This window comes from Pseudarthrobacter ribosi, from assembly GCF_055412865.1.
The window spans coordinates 64,494-84,664 of the sequence record NZ_JBVAYZ010000016.1; the positions used below are offsets into that span (position 1 = coordinate 64,494).

The 20,171-nt window shown below is 66.4% G+C and carries 17 protein-coding genes; 3 read left to right on the top strand and 14 right to left on the bottom strand.

Features of this window, described 5'->3' with window-relative positions:
* Window positions 1-36: 36 nt before the first annotated feature.
* The 4 genes from ACZYZ5_RS15120 to polA form a co-directional block, all read right to left on the bottom strand.
* Window positions 37-474 carry a VOC family protein gene (locus ACZYZ5_RS15120; RefSeq protein ID WP_463902717.1) on the bottom strand — a complete coding sequence of 146 codons (438 nt, stop codon included), beginning with the start codon at window positions 472-474 and terminating at the stop codon, window positions 37-39.
* 411 nt (window positions 475-885) lie between these two features.
* Complete coding sequence (gene rpsA, locus ACZYZ5_RS15125) at window positions 886-2,367, bottom strand: 30S ribosomal protein S1 (protein WP_463902719.1); 1,482 nt, start codon at window positions 2,365-2,367, stop codon at window positions 886-888.
* A gap of 199 nt (window positions 2,368-2,566) precedes the next feature.
* Window positions 2,567-3,856, bottom strand: a complete 1,290-nt coding sequence (locus ACZYZ5_RS15130; protein WP_463902721.1) for a GNAT family N-acetyltransferase — start codon at window positions 3,854-3,856, stop codon at window positions 2,567-2,569.
* Between the two features lie 73 nt (window positions 3,857-3,929).
* Complete coding sequence (gene polA, locus ACZYZ5_RS15135) at window positions 3,930-6,566, bottom strand: DNA polymerase I (RefSeq protein WP_463902760.1); 2,637 nt, start codon at window positions 6,564-6,566, stop codon at window positions 3,930-3,932.
* A 223-nt stretch (window positions 6,567-6,789) separates the two neighbouring features.
* Here polA and ACZYZ5_RS15140 point away from each other — a divergent pair, with 223 nt between their 5' ends.
* A complete protein-coding gene (locus ACZYZ5_RS15140; RefSeq protein ID WP_463902723.1) occupies window positions 6,790-7,254 on the top strand; it encodes a hotdog fold thioesterase in 465 nt (154 codons plus the stop codon).
* 60 nt (window positions 7,255-7,314) lie between these two features.
* On the opposite strand, the gene ACZYZ5_RS15145 is transcribed toward ACZYZ5_RS15140, so the two are convergent.
* The 7 genes from ACZYZ5_RS15145 to ACZYZ5_RS15175 all read right to left on the bottom strand — a co-directional run bounded on the left by ACZYZ5_RS15145 (window position 7,315) and on the right by ACZYZ5_RS15175 (window position 12,919).
* Complete coding sequence (locus tag ACZYZ5_RS15145) at window positions 7,315-7,866, bottom strand: dihydrofolate reductase family protein (protein ID WP_463902724.1); 552 nt, start codon at window positions 7,864-7,866, stop codon at window positions 7,315-7,317.
* Window positions 7,867-7,934: 68 nt separating this feature from the next.
* Window positions 7,935-8,156: a hypothetical protein gene (locus ACZYZ5_RS15150; protein WP_463902726.1), complete on the bottom strand. Its 222-nt coding sequence runs from the start codon at window positions 8,154-8,156 to the stop codon at window positions 7,935-7,937.
* Window positions 8,156-9,367, bottom strand: coding sequence for an inorganic phosphate transporter (locus tag ACZYZ5_RS15155; RefSeq protein WP_463902728.1), 1,212 nt, complete (start codon window positions 9,365-9,367; stop codon window positions 8,156-8,158). Before ACZYZ5_RS15155 ends, ACZYZ5_RS15150 begins: the two co-directional genes overlap by 1 nt.
* Window positions 9,368-9,566: 199 nt before the next feature.
* Window positions 9,567-10,250 (bottom strand): hypothetical protein, encoded by a 684-nt coding sequence (locus ACZYZ5_RS15160; RefSeq protein WP_463902730.1) that lies wholly within the window; start codon window positions 10,248-10,250, stop codon window positions 9,567-9,569.
* Between the two features lie 102 nt (window positions 10,251-10,352).
* Window positions 10,353-11,222: a universal stress protein gene (locus tag ACZYZ5_RS15165; RefSeq protein WP_463902731.1), complete on the bottom strand. Its 870-nt coding sequence runs from the start codon at window positions 11,220-11,222 to the stop codon at window positions 10,353-10,355.
* A 198-nt stretch (window positions 11,223-11,420) separates the two neighbouring features.
* Window positions 11,421-12,734, bottom strand: coding sequence for an erythromycin esterase family protein (locus tag ACZYZ5_RS15170; RefSeq protein ID WP_463902732.1), 1,314 nt, complete (start codon window positions 12,732-12,734; stop codon window positions 11,421-11,423).
* Entirely contained in the window at window positions 12,731-12,919 is a 189-nt protein-coding gene (locus ACZYZ5_RS15175) for a hypothetical protein (RefSeq protein ID WP_463902733.1), read from the bottom strand. The genes ACZYZ5_RS15170 and ACZYZ5_RS15175 overlap by 4 nt, the downstream gene beginning before the upstream one ends.
* 322 nt (window positions 12,920-13,241) lie before the next feature.
* On the opposite strand from ACZYZ5_RS15175, the gene ACZYZ5_RS15180 reads away from it, so the two are divergent.
* The gene (locus tag ACZYZ5_RS15180; RefSeq protein ID WP_463902734.1) at window positions 13,242-15,041 is read left to right on the top strand and encodes a long-chain-fatty-acid--CoA ligase; all 1,800 of its coding nucleotides are present in this window, start codon (window positions 13,242-13,244) and stop codon (window positions 15,039-15,041) included.
* 55 nt (window positions 15,042-15,096) lie between these two features.
* Here ACZYZ5_RS15180 and ACZYZ5_RS15185 read toward each other — a convergent pair whose 3' ends face one another.
* The gene (locus ACZYZ5_RS15185; RefSeq protein ID WP_463902735.1) at window positions 15,097-15,921 is read right to left on the bottom strand and encodes a dienelactone hydrolase family protein; all 825 of its coding nucleotides are present in this window, start codon (window positions 15,919-15,921) and stop codon (window positions 15,097-15,099) included.
* 211 nt (window positions 15,922-16,132) lie between these two features.
* Here ACZYZ5_RS15185 and ACZYZ5_RS15190 point away from each other — a divergent pair, with 211 nt between their 5' ends.
* Window positions 16,133-18,484 (top strand): FdhF/YdeP family oxidoreductase, encoded by a 2,352-nt coding sequence (locus tag ACZYZ5_RS15190; protein ID WP_463902736.1) that lies wholly within the window; start codon window positions 16,133-16,135, stop codon window positions 18,482-18,484.
* A 235-nt stretch (window positions 18,485-18,719) separates the two neighbouring features.
* Here ACZYZ5_RS15190 and ACZYZ5_RS15195 read toward each other — a convergent pair whose 3' ends face one another.
* Both ACZYZ5_RS15195 and ACZYZ5_RS15200 read right to left on the bottom strand, forming a co-directional pair.
* Window positions 18,720-19,037: a DUF6457 domain-containing protein gene (locus tag ACZYZ5_RS15195; protein WP_463902737.1), complete on the bottom strand. Its 318-nt coding sequence runs from the start codon at window positions 19,035-19,037 to the stop codon at window positions 18,720-18,722.
* 126 nt (window positions 19,038-19,163) lie between these two features.
* Window positions 19,164-20,144, bottom strand: a complete 981-nt coding sequence (locus ACZYZ5_RS15200; protein WP_463902761.1) for a LysR family transcriptional regulator — start codon at window positions 20,142-20,144, stop codon at window positions 19,164-19,166.
* Between the last annotated feature and the right edge of the window lie 27 nt (window positions 20,145-20,171).

A 20,171-nucleotide genomic window follows, 5' to 3' on the forward strand; every position in this document is an offset into this window, starting at 1 on the left:
CGGTGTGGCCCGCGATTGGACATGTCCTCCCGCTGGCTACGCGGGCGCGGCTGCAATTTCCCAGATGTGGCCGCCTGGATCGCGGAAGCTGGCTGTTCGGATCCCCCAGGGCCGGTCCATCGGTCCGTTGAGGAGTTCGACGCCGCGGCCCGCGAGTTCGGCGCACAGGGCATCGACGGCGTCCACCTCGATGGTGAACTGTATCCGGGATCCCGCCTCGGGGGAAGCCACCTTTGCGGGGCCGATGAGCTCCGGAGCGTCGGACGCTTTCAACAGGTTGATCATGGTGTTCTCGAACTTGAAGACGGCCGAAGCTTCATCTTCATAGGCCACCGGCAGGCCGAACACCTCCTGGTAGAAGCGTTTGGCCCCACGCAGATCCTCGACGAACAAAGTGATGGCGCCAATCCCCCGCGGCCAGTTGCCGGTGTCTGCTGATTCCGTCGCCCGAGGACTCCCCGACTCCTTGCCCATGAAACGCTCCCCCGCTGTGTTCCGTGCTCTCGACTCGCCTAGTTTGAGCGCGAAGCCGCGACGGCGTCAAGGATTCCGGCGCGCACTCGCCGGAATCGGGGAACTGCAACCGGCCAGGACGCGAACCACGAAGGAAACCTTCCCTCAGGTATCCACCGCTCCCCTCAAGTACCTTGGCCGCGACCCGGATGAGCTGCTCCGGGCCGTGCTCCGGGGAAGCAGCCCCGGGCATGCCCCGCGCACGGACCCAGGGCTGGGCATAGTGCCCTTGTGTCCGCGCTGCGGAGGGAAGAGCGGGCATGTCCTTAACGAAAGGTGGCCGCCCCCGCAGGGACGGCCACCTTCACGGTGCTACTTCAAGCTACCAACTGCCAAGCCTCAGGGAGCGGACTCCCTGAGGATCAGAGGCAATTAGTTGCCGGTCAGCTTCTCGCGCAGTGCTGCAAGAGCCTCGTCGGAAGCGAGCGTGCCGCCACCGGTGTTGGTTTCGGCTGCAGCCGGCTCGGAGGAGTAGCTGGTGGTGCCGGAGTCGCTCTCACCGGACGTTGCAGCTGCAGCGTCGTCGGCAGCGTGCTGGGCAACCTGCTTCTTGTGGGCTTCCCAGCGGGTCTGGGCGTCAGCGTACTGCTGCTCCCAGACGGCGCGCTGCGTCTCGTAGCCTTCAAGCCACTCGTTGGACTCCGGATCGAAGCCCTCCGGGTACTTGTAGTTGCCCTCTTCGTCGTACTCTGCGGCCATGCCGTAGAGAGCCGGATCGAATTCGGTGGACTCGGCGTCGACGCCCTCGTTGGCCTGCTTGAGGGACAGCGAGATGCGGCGGCGTTCGAGGTCGATGTCGATGACCTTGACGAACAGCTCGTCGCCAACGGAGACAACCTGCTCGGCCAGCTCAACGTGGCGCACGGCGAGCTCGGAGATGTGGACCAGGCCTTCGATGCCGTCTTCAACGCGAACGAACGCGCCGAACGGAACCAGCTTGGTGACCTTACCCGGCACAACCTGCCCGAGGGCGTGGGTGCGGGCGAAGGTCTGCCACGGATCTTCCTGCGTGGCCTTGAGCGACAGGGAAACACGCTCGCGGTCCAGGTCGACCTCGAGAACCTCGACGGTGACTTCCTGGCCAACTTCGACAACCTCGGACGGGTGGTCGATGTGCTTCCAGGACAGCTCGGAAACGTGAACCAGGCCGTCTACGCCGCCCAGGTCCACGAAGGCACCGAAGTTGACGATGGAGGAAACGACGCCGGGACGAACCTGGCCCTTTTCCAGCTTGTTGAGGAACGTGGAGCGGACCTCGGACTGGGTCTGCTCGAGCCACGCACGGCGGGACAGCACAACGTTGTTGCGGTTCTTGTCCAGCTCGATGATTTTGGCTTCGATCTTCTGACCGATGTACGGAGCAAGGTCGCGCACACGGCGCATCTCGACGAGGGATGCGGGCAGGAAGCCGCGCAGACCGATGTCGAGGATAAGACCACCCTTGACAACCTCGATGACGGTACCGGTGACGACACCGTCTTCTTCCTTGACCTTCTCGATGTCGCCCCAGGCACGCTCGTACTGAGCGCGCTTCTTGGAGAGGATCAGGCGGCCTTCTTTGTCTTCCTTGGTGAGCACCAGGGCTTCGACGAGATCGCCAACGGAGACGACGTCTCCGGGATCAACATCGTGCTTGATGGACAGCTCGCGGGAGGGAATGACACCTTCGGTCTTGTAACCGATGTCGAGCAGAACTTCGTCGCGGTCGACCTTGACGACGGTACCTTCGACGAGGTCTCCGTCGTTGAAGTACTTGATGGTGGCGTCGACTGCTGCGAGGAAGTCCTCAGCGGTACCGATGTCGTTAATGGCGACTACGGGTGTACCGGGCTTCTCGGTGGAGGTGATGGTCATGTAGTAGGGGCTCCGTTGTGGATAGTTAGTCGGTCAGGCAAACCGCTGCGCCCGTGTCGGCGACACGGGCACAGAACACGGCATTTCGCCGGGTCGTCCTGATTTGTGGATTGTAGATGCGCGCACGTAGTACACGCCCGTTTAGTCTAGTCGTATACGGGAACGCCGGTCAAAGCGCAACGGGTCGGCCGGGACCCGCCTAGAAATGCGTCAGGCAGTGCGGTGCGCGCTCGACGGCGAACATAAGTCTCGCTGTCAGCGCCGCCCCGGACGCGTGCTCGGTGATCCGCCCGGCGGCGGCCAGGGTCACCGGGCAGACGGCGCCGAGATAGATCGATCCGAGTTCCGCGACGTCGAGGGACAGCTCCGGGTCGGCGCCGTCCGGGGCCGCCGCGACGCTGGCTTCGCCGGCACGCACGGTCAGGGTGAACACGCCGGCCGCGAACCCCAGGGTGTCGGTGACGCGCAGCACCAGGCTGCCGTCGGAGGAGTAGCGCCGCGCGCCAAGGGCCTTGACCGTGTCCAGAATCCGGAGCCAGAGCATGTCGCCGTTGTCGCTGGACTCGATGCAGCGCGGGTCCTCCAGGGCCCACGCCAGCGGGTCGTCCACGGGCGCCTCGGCCCAGGTGACCCGGTCGATGAGGTCGAGGCTGCCGAGGAACTGCCACAGCTCCAGGTAGCCGGACTCGGTGGCGGCCACGAGGTCGATGACTTCCATGGCGGCGGGCTTGGTGTCCCACCCGGAGAACTTGTAGGCGACATAGCCGTCCACGGCGCCGTCGGCGTCGTAGTGCAGCGCGCACCTGATTGATTCGTCCTCCGCGCCGTCCTGGCCGAGCGTGCCCGAGCTCCGCTGCCGGTACGCGTCCTGCCGCACGAGGGAGCCCGGGGTGGCCCGGTGGACGCGGTCGAACACGACCGGAGCCAGTTCCAGCAGGACCTTCCGGTCGGCGATCTCCACTGAGCCCGTCGGGGTGTGCCGCAGCCGGAACCGCGGGCCGGTGTTCACCTTGATGCTGCGCTCAAACGTTGCGACGCCGAAGCCGAACCGGCCATAGATGGAGGCCTCCGACGCCGTCAGGGCGGCCATAGCGAGCCCGTCCGCCCGCGACGCGGCGAGGTCCTCGGTCATCATCCGCCGCAGGAGCCCCTGGCGGCGGTGGGTACCGCGGACGGTCACGGCGGTGATCAGCTGCGCCTCGAGCTGCCGGCCGTAGCCGACGTTCAGGTGCTTGCGCAGGGTCCCGAAGGTTGCCACCGGAATATCGGCCGACAGGGAGTGCGCGGCGACGGTGCCGGTCTGGTAAACCCCGGTCATCTCCCGGTTGTCCGTCCGGTACATGGCCATGATCTTGTCGACGAACTCGTCCTTGTGCCGCTCGTCGTAGAACCCGACGCCGACGCCGCGCAGCCAGGCGGCTCCCAGCGCATAGTCCGGTTCACCCTTTTCGGCCGCGCGGAACCGCCGGATTTCGTACTTTTCTGCCACGTGTTGTTCCCCCTGAAATTTTGCGGTCCCGGGGACCCCCGGAGGGGACCCCAGCGCCGCGCTGGCTGGATGCCTAGTGCCCGGCCTCGTACCAACTGGAGCCGACGCCGATCTGGACGTCGAGCGGAACGGTCAGCCTGGCCGCAGAGCCCATCTGCTCGGTCACGAGCTTTTCCACGGCCTCCCGCTCTCCATGGGCCACCTCGAGGACCAGTTCATCATGGACCTGCAGCAGCATCCGGGATTTCAGGCCCTGTTCGGCAAGGGCTCCGGAGACGCCCAGCATGGCCCGCTTGATGATGTCAGCGGCCGAGCCCTGGATGGGCGAGTTCAGCGCAATGCGCTCTGCGTTCTCGCGCAGCTGGCGGTCGGTGCTGGTGAGATCCGGGAGGTAGCGGCGGCGCCCTTCGATGGTGGAGGTGTAGCCGTCGATCCTGGCCTGGTCCACCACACCGCGGAGGTAATCGCGGACGGCACCGAACCGGTCGAAGTACTCCTTCATGAGGGTCCGCGCCTCGTCGACGGAAATCTCAAGCTGCTTGGAGAGCCCGAAGGACGTCAGACCGTAGGCAAGGCCGTAGGACATGGCTTTGACCTTCGAACGCATCGCACTGGTCACCTGGTCGGTGGGCACGTGGAAGATGTTGGAGCCCACGAACCGGTGCAGGTCTTCGCCGTCCTTGTAAGCCTGGATCAGGCCGGCGTCCCCCGAAAGGTGGGCCATGATGCGCATTTCGATCTGCGAGTAGTCCGCGGACAGCAGGCAGTCATAGCCTTCGCTGACCACAAAGATGCCGCGGACGCGCCGCCCCTCCTCGCTGCGGATGGGGATGTTCTGCAGATTTGGGTTATTGGAGGAGATCCGGCCCGTGGCTGCGACGTTCTGCGCATAGGTGGTATGGATCCGGCCGTCGTCGGTGACGGACTTCTTGAGCGACTCCAGCATCTGGCGCAACTTCGAGGACTCGCGGTGCGCCATGAGCTGGACCAGGAATTCGTGCCCGGTCTTTTCCAGCAGGTTCTTGAGCGACGCGGCGTCGGTGGTGTAGCCGGACTTGATCTTCTTGGTCTTCGGCAGCCCCAGCTCCTCGAAGAGCACGGTCTGCAGCTGCTTGGGTGACCCGAGGTTCACCTCGTGGCCGATCGCTGCGAAGGCAAGTTCTTGGGCGTTGTCGATCACCTTGGCGAGATCCGCCAGTTGCTCGTCCATGCGGGGCATGTCGATGGCGATTCCCGCGAGTTCCATGTCGGAAAGAACGCGGCTGACAGGCAGCTCAAGGGTGGTCAGGAGGTCCTGGGCCTTGCGTTCGGCCAGTTCCGTCTCGAAGTACCGGCTCAGCGCCCGGACGACGGCGGCCACGTGGACCAGCTCACCGGCGGCGGCGTCATCGCCGTCGAACGCCAACTCCAGCTGGCCGGCCTTGGCAGCCTCGGCCGAGACGCTGAGGTTGAGGTGGTGCTGGGCCAGTTCGGCGAGTTCATAGCTGCGGCGGTCCGGCTGGATGAGGTAGCCGGATATTGAGGTGTCGTCCACCACGCCTTCCAGGCTCAGACCCCGGCTGGAAAGTGCCTTGAGGGCCGCTTTGTAACCATGCATGACCTTGGCCGCGCCGGCGTCCCGGAGCCAGCCGGCCAGGACGTTCTCCTCAGCGGCGCCCTGGCTGGCGAGGTCGATGTAGGCGGCACCGTTGTCATGGACGATGGCCAGGGCGGCGGCATCCTCAACGATCCTGCCGGGCACGAGGTCGACGGCGACGGCCGAACTTTTGCCCGCCCCGGACTCGAGGAAAGCGGTCAGCTCGGCAGCGTCCGAGGGGATCACGAAGTCCGGCGTTTCGAGGCTTTCCCGCTCGGCTTCGGAAACCTCACTGCCGTAGAGGGCAAAGAGCCGGGCCCGGATGGTCTTGAATTCGAGGGCGTCGAACAGCTCCTCGAGGGCGGCCTGGTCCGGGCGCGGATCCGCGAGCTCGTCCAGCGTCACCGGGAGGTCGAGGTCCGTGTGGAGCCTGTTCAGCCGCCGGTTCCGCTTGACCTCATCCACGTTTTCGCGGAGCGACTCCCCTACCTTTCCGCCGATCGCGTCGAGGTTCTCCAGGACCCCCTCCAGGCCGCCGTACAGGTTGATCCATTTGGCCGCCGTTTTGGGGCCGACGCCGGGGACGCCCGGAAGGTTGTCCGCGGACTCCCCCACCAGGGCGGCGAGGTCCGAATACTGGGCGGGGCTGACAAAGTACTTTTCCTGGATGGCCGTTGCATCCATCCTGGGAATGTCGCTCACGCCCTTCCTGGGGTACAGCACAAAAACGTTGTCCGTAATCAACTGGAAAGCGTCACGGTCGCCCGACACAAGAAGCACCTCGAAGCCTGCCTCTTCACCCATTGCGGCGAGGGTTGCCAGGATGTCATCAGCTTCATAGCCGGGCATCTTGATGGTCTTGATTCCCCACGCGCCCATCACCTTGTCGATGAGATCGATCTGGCCGCTCATCTCCCGCGGGGTCTCGTTGCGTCCGCCTTTGTAGTCGCTGTACTCGGCCTTGCGGTGGGTGGTGTCGTCCGAGACGTCAAACGCTACGGCCACGTGGGTCGGCTTCTGCTCCTTGATCAAGTTAATGAGCATGGAGGTAAACCCGTGGATCGCATTGGTGTGCTGCCCCGTCGCGGTGGAGAACTTGTCCGCTGGCAGGGCGAAGAACGCCCGGAACGCCATGGAGTGCCCGTCAAGGACCAGAAGGCGTGGCTGGTCCGTTAGGGGAATGACGGGCGCCTCGGTGGCGGAGACCGGCTCCGCTGCCCGACTGGATTTCCGGATGGGCTTGGCCGCAATCACGGATTCGGTCTCAGTCGCCGGGAGAATGTCTGCTGCGGTGTCCGCCGAAAGGGGGGCAAGGGCCGGTTTGGTAGTTTCGCTCACAGGTGCCAGCCTAGTTCCCATGAAGGACAATTTCACGCCGGGCCCGTTCACGGCCGAACTGGCGGCCGCCGGGATTCCCGAGGAAATGCATGACTGGCTGGGGCAATACGGAGTGGGAGCCCTGGTGGTGAAGATGGGGATCCATTTCCTGGAGATGAGTCCGGCGCGCACGGTCGCCACCATGCCGGTGGAAGGCAACACCCAGGTGGCCGGGATCCTGCACGGCGGCGCCCATGTGGTGCTGGCCGAGACGCTGGGTTCGTTCGCTGCCGGAATGCACGCCGGGCCGAAGCGGCAGGCACTCGGGATTGAGGTCAGCGCGACCCATCACCGGGCCATCACGGCGGGCACCGTGACCGGCACGTGCACGGCGATCCATCTGGGCCGCACCCTGACCACGCACGAGATCATCATGACGGACGAGCAGGGCCGGCGGCTGTCCACGGCGCGCATCACCAACCTGATCCGGGACATCGCCGAATAGGCACTGCCCGACCGGGCTGCCCGGGCAGGCAGTGCCCCGCGGCATTTCCCGTGGCAGGTGCTACGCCGGGGTGTGCCCGAACCGGAACCGCAGCTCCACGACGCCACGACCCATGGTGTGCGAGGACAGCAACTCCAGCGGCGCCGTCGGGCCCGTCATGGGCAGCACCGCTTTGCCGCTGCCAAGGACCACGGGAATGATCGAGATGATGATCTCGTCGAGCGCACGGGCGTCCGCGAACTGGGCCGCGAGGACCCCTCCCCCGACGATCCAGACGTTACGGCCGTCCGCTGCGGCCCTGAGGTCCTCAACGAATTCGGCCACGGGGCCGCGGACAAAGGTCACGTCCGCGCCACTGGGGGCGGAGAGCTCGTGGTGCGTGAACACCCAGCACGGTGTGGTGGGATAAGGCCAGTTGCCGGGTTCGTGCTTCCTCAGCCAGGCGTAGGTGTCGCCCCCCATGACGATGCAGCCGACGTCGGTCATAAAGGCGTCGTAGCTGTCCTTGCCGCCGGCGAACCCGTCGAACTGGAGCAGCCAGTCCAGTTGGTCATCGGCGGTGGCGATGAAACCGTCCAGCGAGGACGCGACAAAATACTGGAATCGAGACATGGCCCCAGCCTAGCCAATCCCGGCCGGGGTGCCCATCTTCCGGCCTTCCGCCGCCGGAAAGCCGGAGGCTACTTCCTGAAGTAGGGAATGATCAGGTAGAGCCCGAACAGCACGGCGATGCCGCACAGCGCGAAGCACACGTAGGCGAGCGGCCGCAGCCAGGCAGGCCTTCTTTCGCTGACGTCGCCGGCAATGGCCGTGAGACGGACGCCCAGGGAGTACAGGACCACTACGGTCACCGCGGAGACAAGCGTTGCGCCGGCCACTTGAACGAGTTCCAGCCACTTCATTACAGTTCGCCCTTCGGCTTGTTGTTCGCGCGGCTGACGGCAAGCGCCTTCTTCTTGCGGAAGCGCACGGCGGCGCCCGCTTCCTCGACCTCGACGGCGTTGTGGTGGCCGACGTGCGACTTCTTGGAGTGGAGGAACATGTAGAACACCGCACTGGTCCCGGCGACGGCGGCGATGATAACGCCTACGACGCCGGTCTGCACCAGCATGGCGGTGAGGGCCCCGACAAGTCCGGCGGCCGGGAGGGTGAAGAGCCAGCCGATCGCAATCTTTCCGGCGGTTCCCCAGCGGACGGTGGTGCCGCGGCGGCCCATGCCCGAACCGATCACGGATCCGGAGGCCACCTGGGTGGTGGACAGCGCAAACCCCAGGTGCGAGGAGGCCAGGATGGCGGACGCCGTGCTGCTTTCGGCGGCGAAGCCCTGGGCGGGCTTGACGTCGGTGAGCCCGGATCCCATGGTGCGGATGATCCGCCAGCCGCCGGAGTACGTGCCGATAGCGATGGCGAAGGCGCAGGAGGCGATGACCCAGAACTGCGGTCCGGAACCGGGCTCCTGGGTGCCAGCGGCGATCAGTACCAGCGTGATGATGCCCATGGTCTTTTGTGCGTCGTTGGTGCCGTGCGCCAAGGCAACGAGGCTGGACGTGAAGACCTGGCCGTTGCGGAAGCCGCCGCGCTTCTGTGTGAGCTTGCTGCCGGTCTCCGGGTCGTGGCGGGAGGTCAGCGCGTAGGCCAGTTTGGTGCAGAGGTAGGCCACCGCGCCGGCGATGATCGGCGCGAAGATTGCCGGGAGGATCACCTTCTGCATGAGGCTTTCGAAGTTAATCGAGTGGATGCCGATGCCGGCGATGGCCGCGCCGATCAGGCCGCCAAAAAGAGCGTGAGAGGAACTCGACGGAAGGCCTTTCAGCCAGGTGATCATGTTCCAGAGGATGGCGCCCATCAGGCCGGCAAAGATGATGTCCGGCGTGATCTGGATCCCGTCAGAGCCTTCCTTGATGATGCCGCCCGACACGGTCTTCGCCACTTCCGTGGACAAGAATGCCCCCACCAGGTTCAGCACCGCCGCAAGGGCGACCGCCGTTTTGGGTTTGATGGCACCGGTCGCGATGGGCGTGGCCATCGCATTGGCCGTGTCGTGAAATCCGTTGGTGAAGTCAAAAAAAAGCGCCAGCGTTATTACCAGCGCCACCATGATGGTGATTTCCACCTGTTGCCCAATCTGCAGAGTCGACGGTCAGCAGTTTCATTCCCCGTTGCCGCAAGATTCATCCACGATCTACCGGGAGAGTGTGCAGCGTTCAGCAAAGTAGCTTGACGTCTTAAATCGTACGGGGGAAAGAGAGTAGTGCAAAAACGACCGGAAGGCGTGCTTCCCTCGTAGGTCTGCGCACCCGAGCCCGCGGCCGTCAGCCCTGATGGGTATCAGGATTTCCGCCCGCGCCGATCATTCCGGCGATTTTCTCCTCGAGCGCGGCCAGCGTCGCGTCCGGCAGCACAATCAGCCCGTCCAGTTCCCGCCGCGCACGCTTGTACGCGGTTTGGCGCTCCGCCGGTGTCGCGGCAGCATCCGAGGCGATGCGCAGCAGTTTCCGGGCCGTGGCGAGACGGTCCCGCTCGGGTCCGGTGAAGTTGCTGTCCCTGATCCGCCGGGCTTCCCGCTCGGCGACGTCGAAGGCCAGCTCGAAGCTGTGGACGGCGTCGCGGTACTCCCCGAGCTGCGCCACCGTCGTAATGTCATCCGGCGCTCCCGGCCGCAGGCTGTCGGCCGTCCGCTTGGCCCGTAGGAACGCCACGGTCAATGGTTCGCGCACATCGGTCATGACCGGGAAGTCGATGAGTTTCCCCACGTCAAGCTCGTAGTCGAGCCAACGCCGGTTGACCGCGTCGTGACTGTCCATGAGCTGCCGGACTTGGGTCCGGCTGGCCTTTTCCTGCGCTGCCGCCTGGTTGCGGAGCTTGTAGAGCTCCACCCGGCGCCGGTGCCGGCGTTCGCTGGCTTTGGACCAGGAGCGCGCCCAGCCGCCGAACAGTCCGCTCAGGGGGAAGATGAGCCACCAGAAGTGACCGACAAATTCCAAAATGTCCTCCACGGCATCATCCTCCCATCCGCCCCGGACAGGCTCAAGGGTCGCGCCGCAGGGCAGCCGCCTCGCTGAGGGGGCTGTCCTGCGAAGGACCGACTCCTTCGCAGCCTAATCCTCGTGCTTGACCTTGTGCACCCGAGTGACGACGGTGGGGCACGGCACATTAAGAAGGATGGCGTGGGCTGTGGACCCGAGGACCATCCGGGTGAAACCGCCGCGTCCGCGGCTGCCGATCACCAGGAGCCTGGCGTCCTTGGCCGCTTCGACCAGGGCCTTGGCGGGTTCGGTGTCGGGCTCGAGCTTCTGGTGGACAACGAGGTCGGGATATTTGTCGCCCAGCCCGGCCACGGATTCGGCCAGGACGATCCGGTCCTCTTCGAGAATGGTCTCGGCGAGCCCGCTTTTTGGCAGCCGGTTTTCGATCCAGCGGGCGGGCCTGCGGAAGGCGAGGACCACGGTCAACTCGTCACCGCCCCGGTCTGCTTCCGCCGCGGCGAAGTTCACTGCCTGCAGGGATTCCTCGGAGCCGTCCACACCGACCACGACGCCGTGGTCAGTGGAGCCGCGCTTCAACGGGATCACGGCCGCCGGGATTTCCGAGGCGGAGACGATCTGCAGGGCGCGGTCCGTCAGCGGACCGCCGTCCATCCAGTGCTTGTCGTGCTCGCCGACGACCACGATGGATGCTTCCTTCGACACCTCGCGCAGGACCGATCCGCCGCTGCCATGACGCAACTCGATGTCCACCTTCACGTCGGGCGCCTGCTCGGCGGCGCTGGCTTGCGCCTTCTGGAGCAGGTCTATGCCGGATTGCCTGATCAGCTCGTGGTACTGGAAATCCGGGGACATCCAGCGGTCGTCCACGGCGTAGATGATGGTGACCGGAAGCTTGACGCTGCCTGCCCTTTGCAGGGCCCACGTCAGCGCGGCCGCACTGCCGGCTGACCCGTTGAAACCGACGACAATCCGTCTATTCATTCTGAATCCTGCTCTTTTCCGTGGCGCGGTCGGTTCTGCAAGGCCATGCGCCGGGCGGCAGCCCAAGCGTCCGCCGACACTCCAGTGTGCGCCGGGCCCTGACCCCCGGTTAGGGCCTTAAGCCCCTCAGTCCTCATGGGCCCGCTAGTAGCGTCGAGCCATGCTGCGCCGGCCCGCTGTCCTGTCGCGGGCAGCGGATCAGAAGCCGGTCGGTTCCGTCTCGAATTCCGGTTCCCGCGGCGGTCCCTCATGGTGCACCGGTCGCAGTGCGTGGGTGTGCTCGAACCAGATCAGCGCGTCGTAGCGCTCGCCGATCCGGGTCGGGACGTAGTTTCCGAGTTCCCGCTCGGGGTGGTAGATCACACCGATCGCCCGGTGGCCGAGCCAGGTCGAGAGCCACGGGCCGGACCTGTCCTCACCGAACTCCAGTACCGACGGCACACCCAGCGCCTCGTGCAGGAAGTCTTCGTGGCTGCCCCGTCGGGCCGGCGGAACCGGCAGGATCCGTTCCGGGCTGCCCCAGGCGTCCGCGGCGATCACCTCGCCCCGGTGGGAGGCAAGGCCCACCAGCATGACGCCTTCCGCGGCGTGCCGTTCCCGCAGCAACTGCCCCACGTTGACGAGTCCGTCCTGGGCCATGTCGGTGGCCCGGGCATCCCCCACATGGGTATTGTGCTCCCAGATGAGGCCCTTCGAGTCAGGCCCAAGGTGCCTGCTGAGCCGGTCGATGGTGTCCGCCATGTGGTGGTCCCGGACGTTCCAGGACTGGCGGTCGCCGCGGACCATGATCCGGTAATAGTGCTCGGCGTTGGCAGCCACTTCGGCATTCTGCACCGCGCCGAAGGCGGCCTCGTCGTGCCCGCCCGGGCTAGACACCCTGGCCCTGACCTCGGTCAGGAGCGCGATGACGTCGGCCTCACAGGACTGCGGCACCAGCCGCGTGCTCCAGGCGTACTTGTGCGGGTCCTCGCGGTGCGGCAGGAAACACTGCCAGGCGCTCAGGGCGGCGGGGACGGCGTCGGGCACGTTGTCCTCCAGCCAGCCGATGATCTCCCGGAGCGAATCCCAGAGCGAGTACACGTCGAGTCCGTAGAAGCCGACGCGCCGGCTCATCGGACGGCTAAGATTCCAGCTGCGCAGCCAGTCCAGGAACGCGGCGACCTCCTCGTTCGCCCACATCCACGTGGGCCAGCGTTCGAAGCCGGCGAGCAGGGCGTGGACGCCCTGCCGCTGCCCCGTCTCACCCCGCACCCAGCGGTTGATCCGCCAGCAGTCGGGCCAGTCGCCCTCCACCCCGATCCAGTTGTAGCCCTCTTCTTCAATGAGGCGCCGGCTGAGGGTGTCACGCCAGGTATAGAACTCGTGCGTGCCGTGGGAGGCCTCCCCGATCGCGACCAGCCGGCAGTCCGCCGCCCGCCGGACCAGCCCGTCGAGGTCCCGGTCCGTCTTCAGCGGCCGGGCCAGTGAGTGGATTTCGGACAGGACCGAAGATTTGGCGACGCCGGACGTCATCGGGGCCCCTCAACCGAGGTCTGCTCCGGGTATTCCGGGACCCGCACGCGCCAGCCGAGCTCAGGTTTGATCCTGACGCGCAGGCTGCCGCCGGCGGAGATGATGATCACCGGACCGCCGCAGAGGTTCAGCAGGTTGGATGCATCGACCGAGCGGGTGAGCTTGGCAACCTCGTCCATATTCATGTATTCCTGCTCCTTGAGCCGGCGCTCCTCGGGTGCCGCTGGTACATCCCGGACGCGTGGCCATCGGACTGTTGAGGTCCACAAGGATGTCCTGCCTGGACTGACCTGCATCGACGCGAAACGGCACGGCAGATCCGCGCCGGCGATGTAGCAAGCTTCCGCCCGGGCGCGGCCCGCCCCTAGGGCCAAAAGTCACGAGCCGCAAGGCCGCCGGGACCCCGCTGTGCCGGGCCCGGCGCAGCCCCGGCCCGGGCACCGGTAGGATTTTCCGGCGGGCCCTTTTACTCGCGAACTCCCGGGCGGCTCCAGCGGCAAAGGACTGATGATGAAGAAGAAATCCACGCGGACGGCGCCCCACGGCAGGGGCCCGGACAGCACTGCCCAGGAGCACGGGCAGCCCGGGCGGCCCTGGCGTGACCGCCCGTGGACTGGTGCCTACGGTCCCGGTGTTCCGGCGGACCTGGTGCTCCCCGAGGGTTCGCTTGTGGACCTTATGGACAGTTCTGTGCGCCGCTACGGGTCGAAGACCGCCTTGGAATTCTTTGGCGCCCGCACCAGCTACCGCGAGCTCGGCACACTGATCAGCCGGGCCGCCGCCGGGCTGGAGAAACTCGGCGTCAAGGCAGGCGACCGGGTTGCCCTGGTGATGCCGAACTGCCCGCAGCACATCATTGCCTTCCATGCCGTGCTGCGCCTCGGCGCCGTCGTCGTCGAGCACAATCCCCTCTACACGGACCGGGAACTGCGCCACCAGTTCGAGGACCACGGGGCCGCCGTTGCGATCGTCTGGGACAAGGCGGTGGAGCGGGTCCGTCAACTGCCGGTCGACGTCGGGCTCCGGAGCATCGTTGCGGTGGAACTCATCCCCGCGATGCCGCTGCTGCAGCGGCTGGCACTGCGGCTTCCGGTTCCCGCGGCCCGCAAGGCCCGGGCTGCACTCTCCGTCGGCAGGGACCGGCCGAAGGGCCGGACGGCGACTGTCCCTCGCCCGGTGGTCCCCTGGCGGAAGCTTCTCGGGGCCGGACAACTCAGGAGGAAACACCCGCGCCCCGGGGCCCGGGACCTCGCCGTCCTCCAGTACACCTCCGGCACGACAGGACTGCCCAAGGCCGCGATGCTCAGCCACGCCAATCTGCAGGCCAACGCCGCGCAGGGCCGGGCCTGGGTGCCGGGGCTCAAGGACGGCCGGGAGACCGTGTACGCGGTCCTGCCGATGTTCCACGCCTACGGTCTGACGCTGTGCATGACGTTCGCCCTGAGCATCGGCGCGAAGCTGGTCCTGTTCCCGAAGTTCGACGTCGATCTGGTGCTGAAGGCGCTCAAGAAGTCCCCGGCGACCTTCCTCCCGGCCGTGCCGCCGATCTATGACCGGATCGCGGCCGCTGCGGCGGAACGCGGCATCGGGCTGGAAAGCATCCGCTTCTCCATTTCCGGCGCCATGAACCTGCCGGCGTCGACGGTGGAGACCTGGGAGAAAGCGACCGGCGGCTACCTGATCGAGGGCTACGGACTGACCGAGACGTCCCCGATCGCGATCGGCAACCCCTTCGGCCCCAGCCGCAAGCCGGGCACCGTCGGGGTGCCGTTCCCGCTCACCGACATCCGGGTGGTGGATCCCAGGAACGTCGCGCTGGACCGCGCCCCGGGCGAGGAAGGGGAACTCCTGATCCGCGGCCCGCAGGTGTTCTCCGGCTATTGGAACCGCCCGGAGGAGACCGAGGAGGCGCTGCTCGACGGCGGCTGGTTCCGCACCGGCGACATCGTCTCCGTAGACAAGGACTACTTCGTGACGATCCGGGACCGGATCAAGGAGCTGATCATCACGGGGGGATTCAACGTTTCACCCAGCGAGGTGGAGGACGTCCTCGCCACGTTCCCCGGTGTTTCGGAAGTCTCCGTGGTCGGGTTGCCGCGCACCGGAGGGGGCGAGGACGTGGTCGCCGTCGTGGTGCCGATCCCGGGTACCACCATCGATCCCGACGCGCTCCTGGTGTTTGCGCGCAAACACCTGACCGCCTACAAGGTGCCGCGCCGGGTGGTGGTGCTCGATTCCTTGCCCCGCTCGCTCATCGGCAAGGTCCTCCGCCGGGAAATCCGGGACATCCTCGTCGCTGGGCACTGAATGGCGGGACCGCTGGTGCCTGCCGCGGCAGCCGTCCACATCACCGTCATGATTTTCATTCCTGCTCCTCTGTTGCCGTCGCCGCCGTGTCCGGGCGCAGGCGTTCGCCGATAAACTCGATGGTCCGTTCCAGCGCCGCCTTCGTCGGGTGCCCCGGGGTGTCCACCAGGTCCACAGTCAGGACGCAGTGCGCGGACGGGGCGATGCCGTAGGGGTTCCCGGGCGACGAATCGACCTCAATGCCTTCGAAACTCTCACCGAATTCCCGCCGCAGGGTGGCGAAGCGTTCCGCCGGACAACCCCGGTCGTTGCTGAATCGCAAGCCGAGCAGCCGAAGTCCCTGGCTGGTCCGCGCCTTCACCCGCGCCAGTTCGCCGTTGTCCAGTCCGACGGCGGCGCGCTTCCCCGCGGTCAGGCCCGCCGGCAGCGCGGGCTGGCTCATTACCGGCGCCAGGACTGCGGGTTCCAGCGCCATCGCCAGGGCGAAGCTCCCCGTCATGCACATGCCGATCGCCCCGACGCCGGGACCTCCGCACTCCTGGTGCGCCTGGGCGGCGAGGGCACGCAGCCATCCCGTGGCCGGGCTGCTCCGGTTCGCCAGCACGGCGAATTCGCGGGAAATGCACACCTTCGCGATGGACTTTGCGATTCCCTCGCCCGCCTTTCCACCGGGCCGCCCGAACATTGACGGGAGGTAGACGGTGAAATCACGGTCGATCAGCCGGCGGCCGAGGTCCAGTACACCCGGGTGGATCCCGGGAACCTCGTGGATCAGGATCACGGCCGGGCCTGTTCCGGACCGAAAGACCTGGTGCCGGATGCCGCCGTGGCTGAAGGTCGATTCGGTGAAGCCCTCAAACGTGTCCCGTTGCTCCGGCATGGACGGCCCCCTCGGTTCCGGGCCGCCCTGCTGGAGTCACCTGCGCCGCCCGCGTACCGCACATGCTACGGAACTGTGGTGCCGCCGTCGACGGCAGATCCCTTGCGGCGCTCCGAACCAGCTGATAGGCCTGTAACAGGCCAAAAGGTAGGGTGCTTAGTGGAAGAGACCCGCGGCCTGAACAGGCCGTGGTTGCAGAAGGGAAGTTCACGTGACCCGCAAGAATCCCCAGGTCGAGGAAAACGACGAAAAGGACCTCGTGGTCGGCGACGGTCCAAAGGACTGGGCCGCCGGCATCCCCGGGGTGCTGCACTCCATGAAGCCCGCGATCGAACACATGGGCCTGAACCGCACCCGCAAGACGGTGCTGGCGATGAACCAGAAGGACGGTTTCGACTGCCCCAGCTGCGCGTGGCCGGACCCGAACCACCGCAAGGCCTTCGAGTTCTGCGAAAACGGCGCGAAGGCCGTCACCTGGGAGGCGACGCCGGTGGTCATCGGCCGGGAGTTCTGGGCGGAACATTCCGTCAGCGAACTGCGGACGCATTCCGAGTACTGGCTGGGAATGCAGGGCCGGCTCACCGAGCCGGTCCACAAGCCGGCCGGCGAGGACCATTACAAGCCGGTGAGCTGGCCGGAGGCGATCCGGATCATCGCGGACAAGCTCAAGGGCCTCGCCTCACCGGACGAAGCCGCCTTCTACACCAGCGGGCGCACCTCCAACGAGGCTGCCTTCCTTTACCAGCTGATGGTCCGCGGCTACGGCACCAACAACCTCCCGGACTGCTCCAATATGTGCCACGAGTCCTCGGGCTGGGCCATGGGCCAGACCATCGGCATCGGCAAGGCCACCGTCAGCTTTGATGATTTCGCTAAGGCTGATCTGATCATCGTCATGGGCCAGAACCCCGGCACCAACCACCCGCGGATGCTGACCGAGCTGGAAGCGTGCAAGGAAAACGGCGGCGAGATCGTCGCGGTCAATCCCCTGCCGGAGGCCGGCCTGCGCCGATACAAGAACCCGCAGAAGGTCAAGGGCATCGTCGGCCGCGGAACGGAGATCGCGGACCAGTTCCTGCACATCCGCATCGGCGGCGACATGGCGCTGCTGCAGGCGATCTCCAAACGTGTGCTCGACGCCGAGACCCGGAACCCGGGCACCGTCCTGGACCACGCGTTCCTGGCCGAGCACTGCGAGGGGCTGGACGAACTCAAGGAACACCTCAGCCAGCTGGACGAGGAAGCGGTCCTGCTGGCCACCGGGCTGCGCACCGAGGAAATCGATGAACTCGCGGCCCGTTACCTGAAGGCCGAGAAAGTCATCATCACCTGGGCCATGGGCATCACGCAGCAGAAGAAGGGCGTGGCCACGATCAAGGAGATCATCAACCTGCTCCTGCTGCGCGGGAACATCGGCAAGCCCGGCGCCGGCGCCTCGCCCATCCGCGGCCACAGCAACGTCCAGGGCGACCGCACCATGGGGATCTGGGAGCAGATGCCGCAGTCGTTCATGGACTCCCTCGGCGAGGAGTTCGGCTTCGAGCCGCCCCGCGACCACGGCGTGGACGCCGTGGAAACCATCAACAAGATGCGCGACGGCGGCATCAAGGCCTTCATTGCGCTCGGCGGGAACTTCGTCGGCGCGGTTTCCGACACCCACGCCACCGAAGCGGCCATGCAGAACACCGAACTCTCCGTGCAGATTTCCACGAAACTCAACCGGTCCCACACCGTGACCGGGGCGGAAGCCCTGATCCTTCCCACGATGGGTCGGAGCGAAATCGACATCCAGGAGTCCGGCCCGCAGTTCGTGTCGGTGGAGGACACGGTCTGCGCCGTGCACCCCTCCTGGGGCAAGGTTGAACCGGTCTCGCACCATCTGCTCTCCGAACCGGCGATTGTCAGCCGGCTTGGCAAGGCGCTGGTCGGGGACAAAGTCAAGGCCGACTGGGACGGTTTCGAGAAGAACTACGACCTGATCCGGGACCACATCTCGCGGGTCGTGGGCGGCTGCGAGGACTACAACGAACGGATCCGGCAGGAGGGCGGCTTCATCCTGGCGAACGGTCCTCGGGATTCCCGCACGTTCCCCACCCCGACCGGCAAGGCGGTGCTGACCGTCAATGCCCTGGAGCATGTGGAGAAGCCGGCGGGCACGCTGATCCTGCAGAGCATGCGCTCCCACGACCAGTTCAACACCACCATTTACGGCCACAACGACCGCTACCGCGGCATCAAGAAGGGCCGCCATGTGGTGTTCGTAAACCCGGACGACATCACTGAGCTGGGCCTGGCGGACGGAATGTTCGTGGACATCAGGGGCGAGTACAAGGACGGTGTGGAGCGTATGGTCCGCAAGTTCCGGGTGGTTTCCTACCCGACGGCCCGGGGCTGCGCGGCGGCGTACTATCCGGAGGCGAACGTGCTCGTGCCGCTGAACCACACGGCGGAAGGCAGCAACACCCCGGTGTCCAAGGCCGTGATCGTGCGGCTCGAACCCAGTGAGGACCAGACCCCGGACGGTTCGACCACCGTGGCATCCGGCGCGGCCCACACGCAGTAGGACCCCACTCCGCGGGCGCGATCCTCCGCGGGACATGCCCACCCCTGGCCGCGGCCACTGGACATCATGCCAATATGTCCATCCGCGGGCGCTCAGGGAGGGCATGTCCCGTTGGAGGTGCCCGCTCCTCCGCGGGACATGCCCACCCCTGGCCGCGGCCACTGGACATCATGCCAATATGTCCAACCGCGGGCGCTCAGGGAGGGCATGTCCCTCGGGGGCTTGGATCCGGTGGCTACTGGGCGCGCTTGGCCCAGCCCTTTTCGTCGGGGCCGCCGGCCTCGCCGTGCTCACAGAGCTCGAGGACCTTGTTGGACGCCGCGTGAACGGCCTCCTGCGTGCTCTTCCTGCCGTCGGTCGATGCGGCGCCCGCGGCGTAGCCGACGATGAACGCGCTGATGGCGTCCGCGTGCGGCCCGACGGCCTTCAGCGATCCCTCCGCGACCTGGACGATCTTCTCGTGGTCCACTTCCAGATCAAGGATCTGCAGGGCCTGGATCAGGCGGGCGCTCCAGTGCCGCAATGCGCTGTCTTCATCCCGGGTCAAAGTCATTGTTGCTCCTCTTGATTGGTGCGTCAGCCGGTTGGCGGTCCCCACAAGGGTTAGCACCGACACCGGGGTTGCGCAACGCGACACAGGCAAAAGGATCGCCGGAACCGGCCATCCGCTGAATTTGCCTCAGCTCCACAACGCGACGTGGAACTTCGATCCCCGGCGTTCCAGTCCCCGGGAGCCGCCGGGAGCGACCATCGCCGCGGTCGCGTCGGCGGTCCCGGCGAAGCGCTGCAGCGTCCGCGCCATCGTGGTGGTCCGGTGGTTGTCCAGGGTGCTCGCCCACCACAAACCGGTGACCGGTGTCCCGACGACGGGCAGCCGGACGAGAACCCCGGCCTGGAGCTCGGACCGGACGATGTGGCCAAGCGCCAGCATGATGCCCTCCCCCGCCCGCACCGCCGCCAGGGCTTCCGTCTCGCTGCTGAGCCGGATGATCTCCGGCGCCACCCCCATCGACGCCAGCCAACGGCCTTCCTCCGAGCTGTCCTGGATCCCCGCCGGTCCGGCAAACCACGGCCGGTCCAGCAGCCGGGCCACGGACACCGGTCCCGGCAGCCGGGCCAGCGGATGCCCCGCCCCGGCGACCAGGGTGCGCTGGTAGCGCAGGAACGACACACATTTCAGTCCCGGATTGGTCACCGCGGTCCCCGCCGACGCCGTCGGCCGGGCACCCAGGGCGATGTCGTACGCCCGTTCCTGCAGCAGCGAAGCAAGGTCCTCGGCGGACTCAACCACCACGTCCACCGAAGCACCCGGAACACGTTTGGTGAACAGGTCCAGCAGCCGGCCGGCCGCATGTTCGGCGAAGGGCGCAGTGGCAACAATCTTCAGTCGCCCGGCGTCGTTCGTTGCGTTGGATACCTCCCAGCGGGCCTGGTCCGCCAGCCCGACGATGTCCTGGGCATATTCGGCCAGGGCCCGGCCGCCAGGGGTCAGCGCAATGCCTCCCCCCGCGCGCACGAAGAGCGGATCGCCGAGGTCCTGCCGGAGCGCCGTCAGGGCAGAGGAAACCGCCGGTTCGCTGACGCCGAGGGTCTCCGCGGCAGCGTGCAGCGAGCCCAGCCGGGCAACGAGGGCGAACGTTCGGAGCTGGCTCAATGTCATCGACACGACGTCATAACCTTTCGCTTA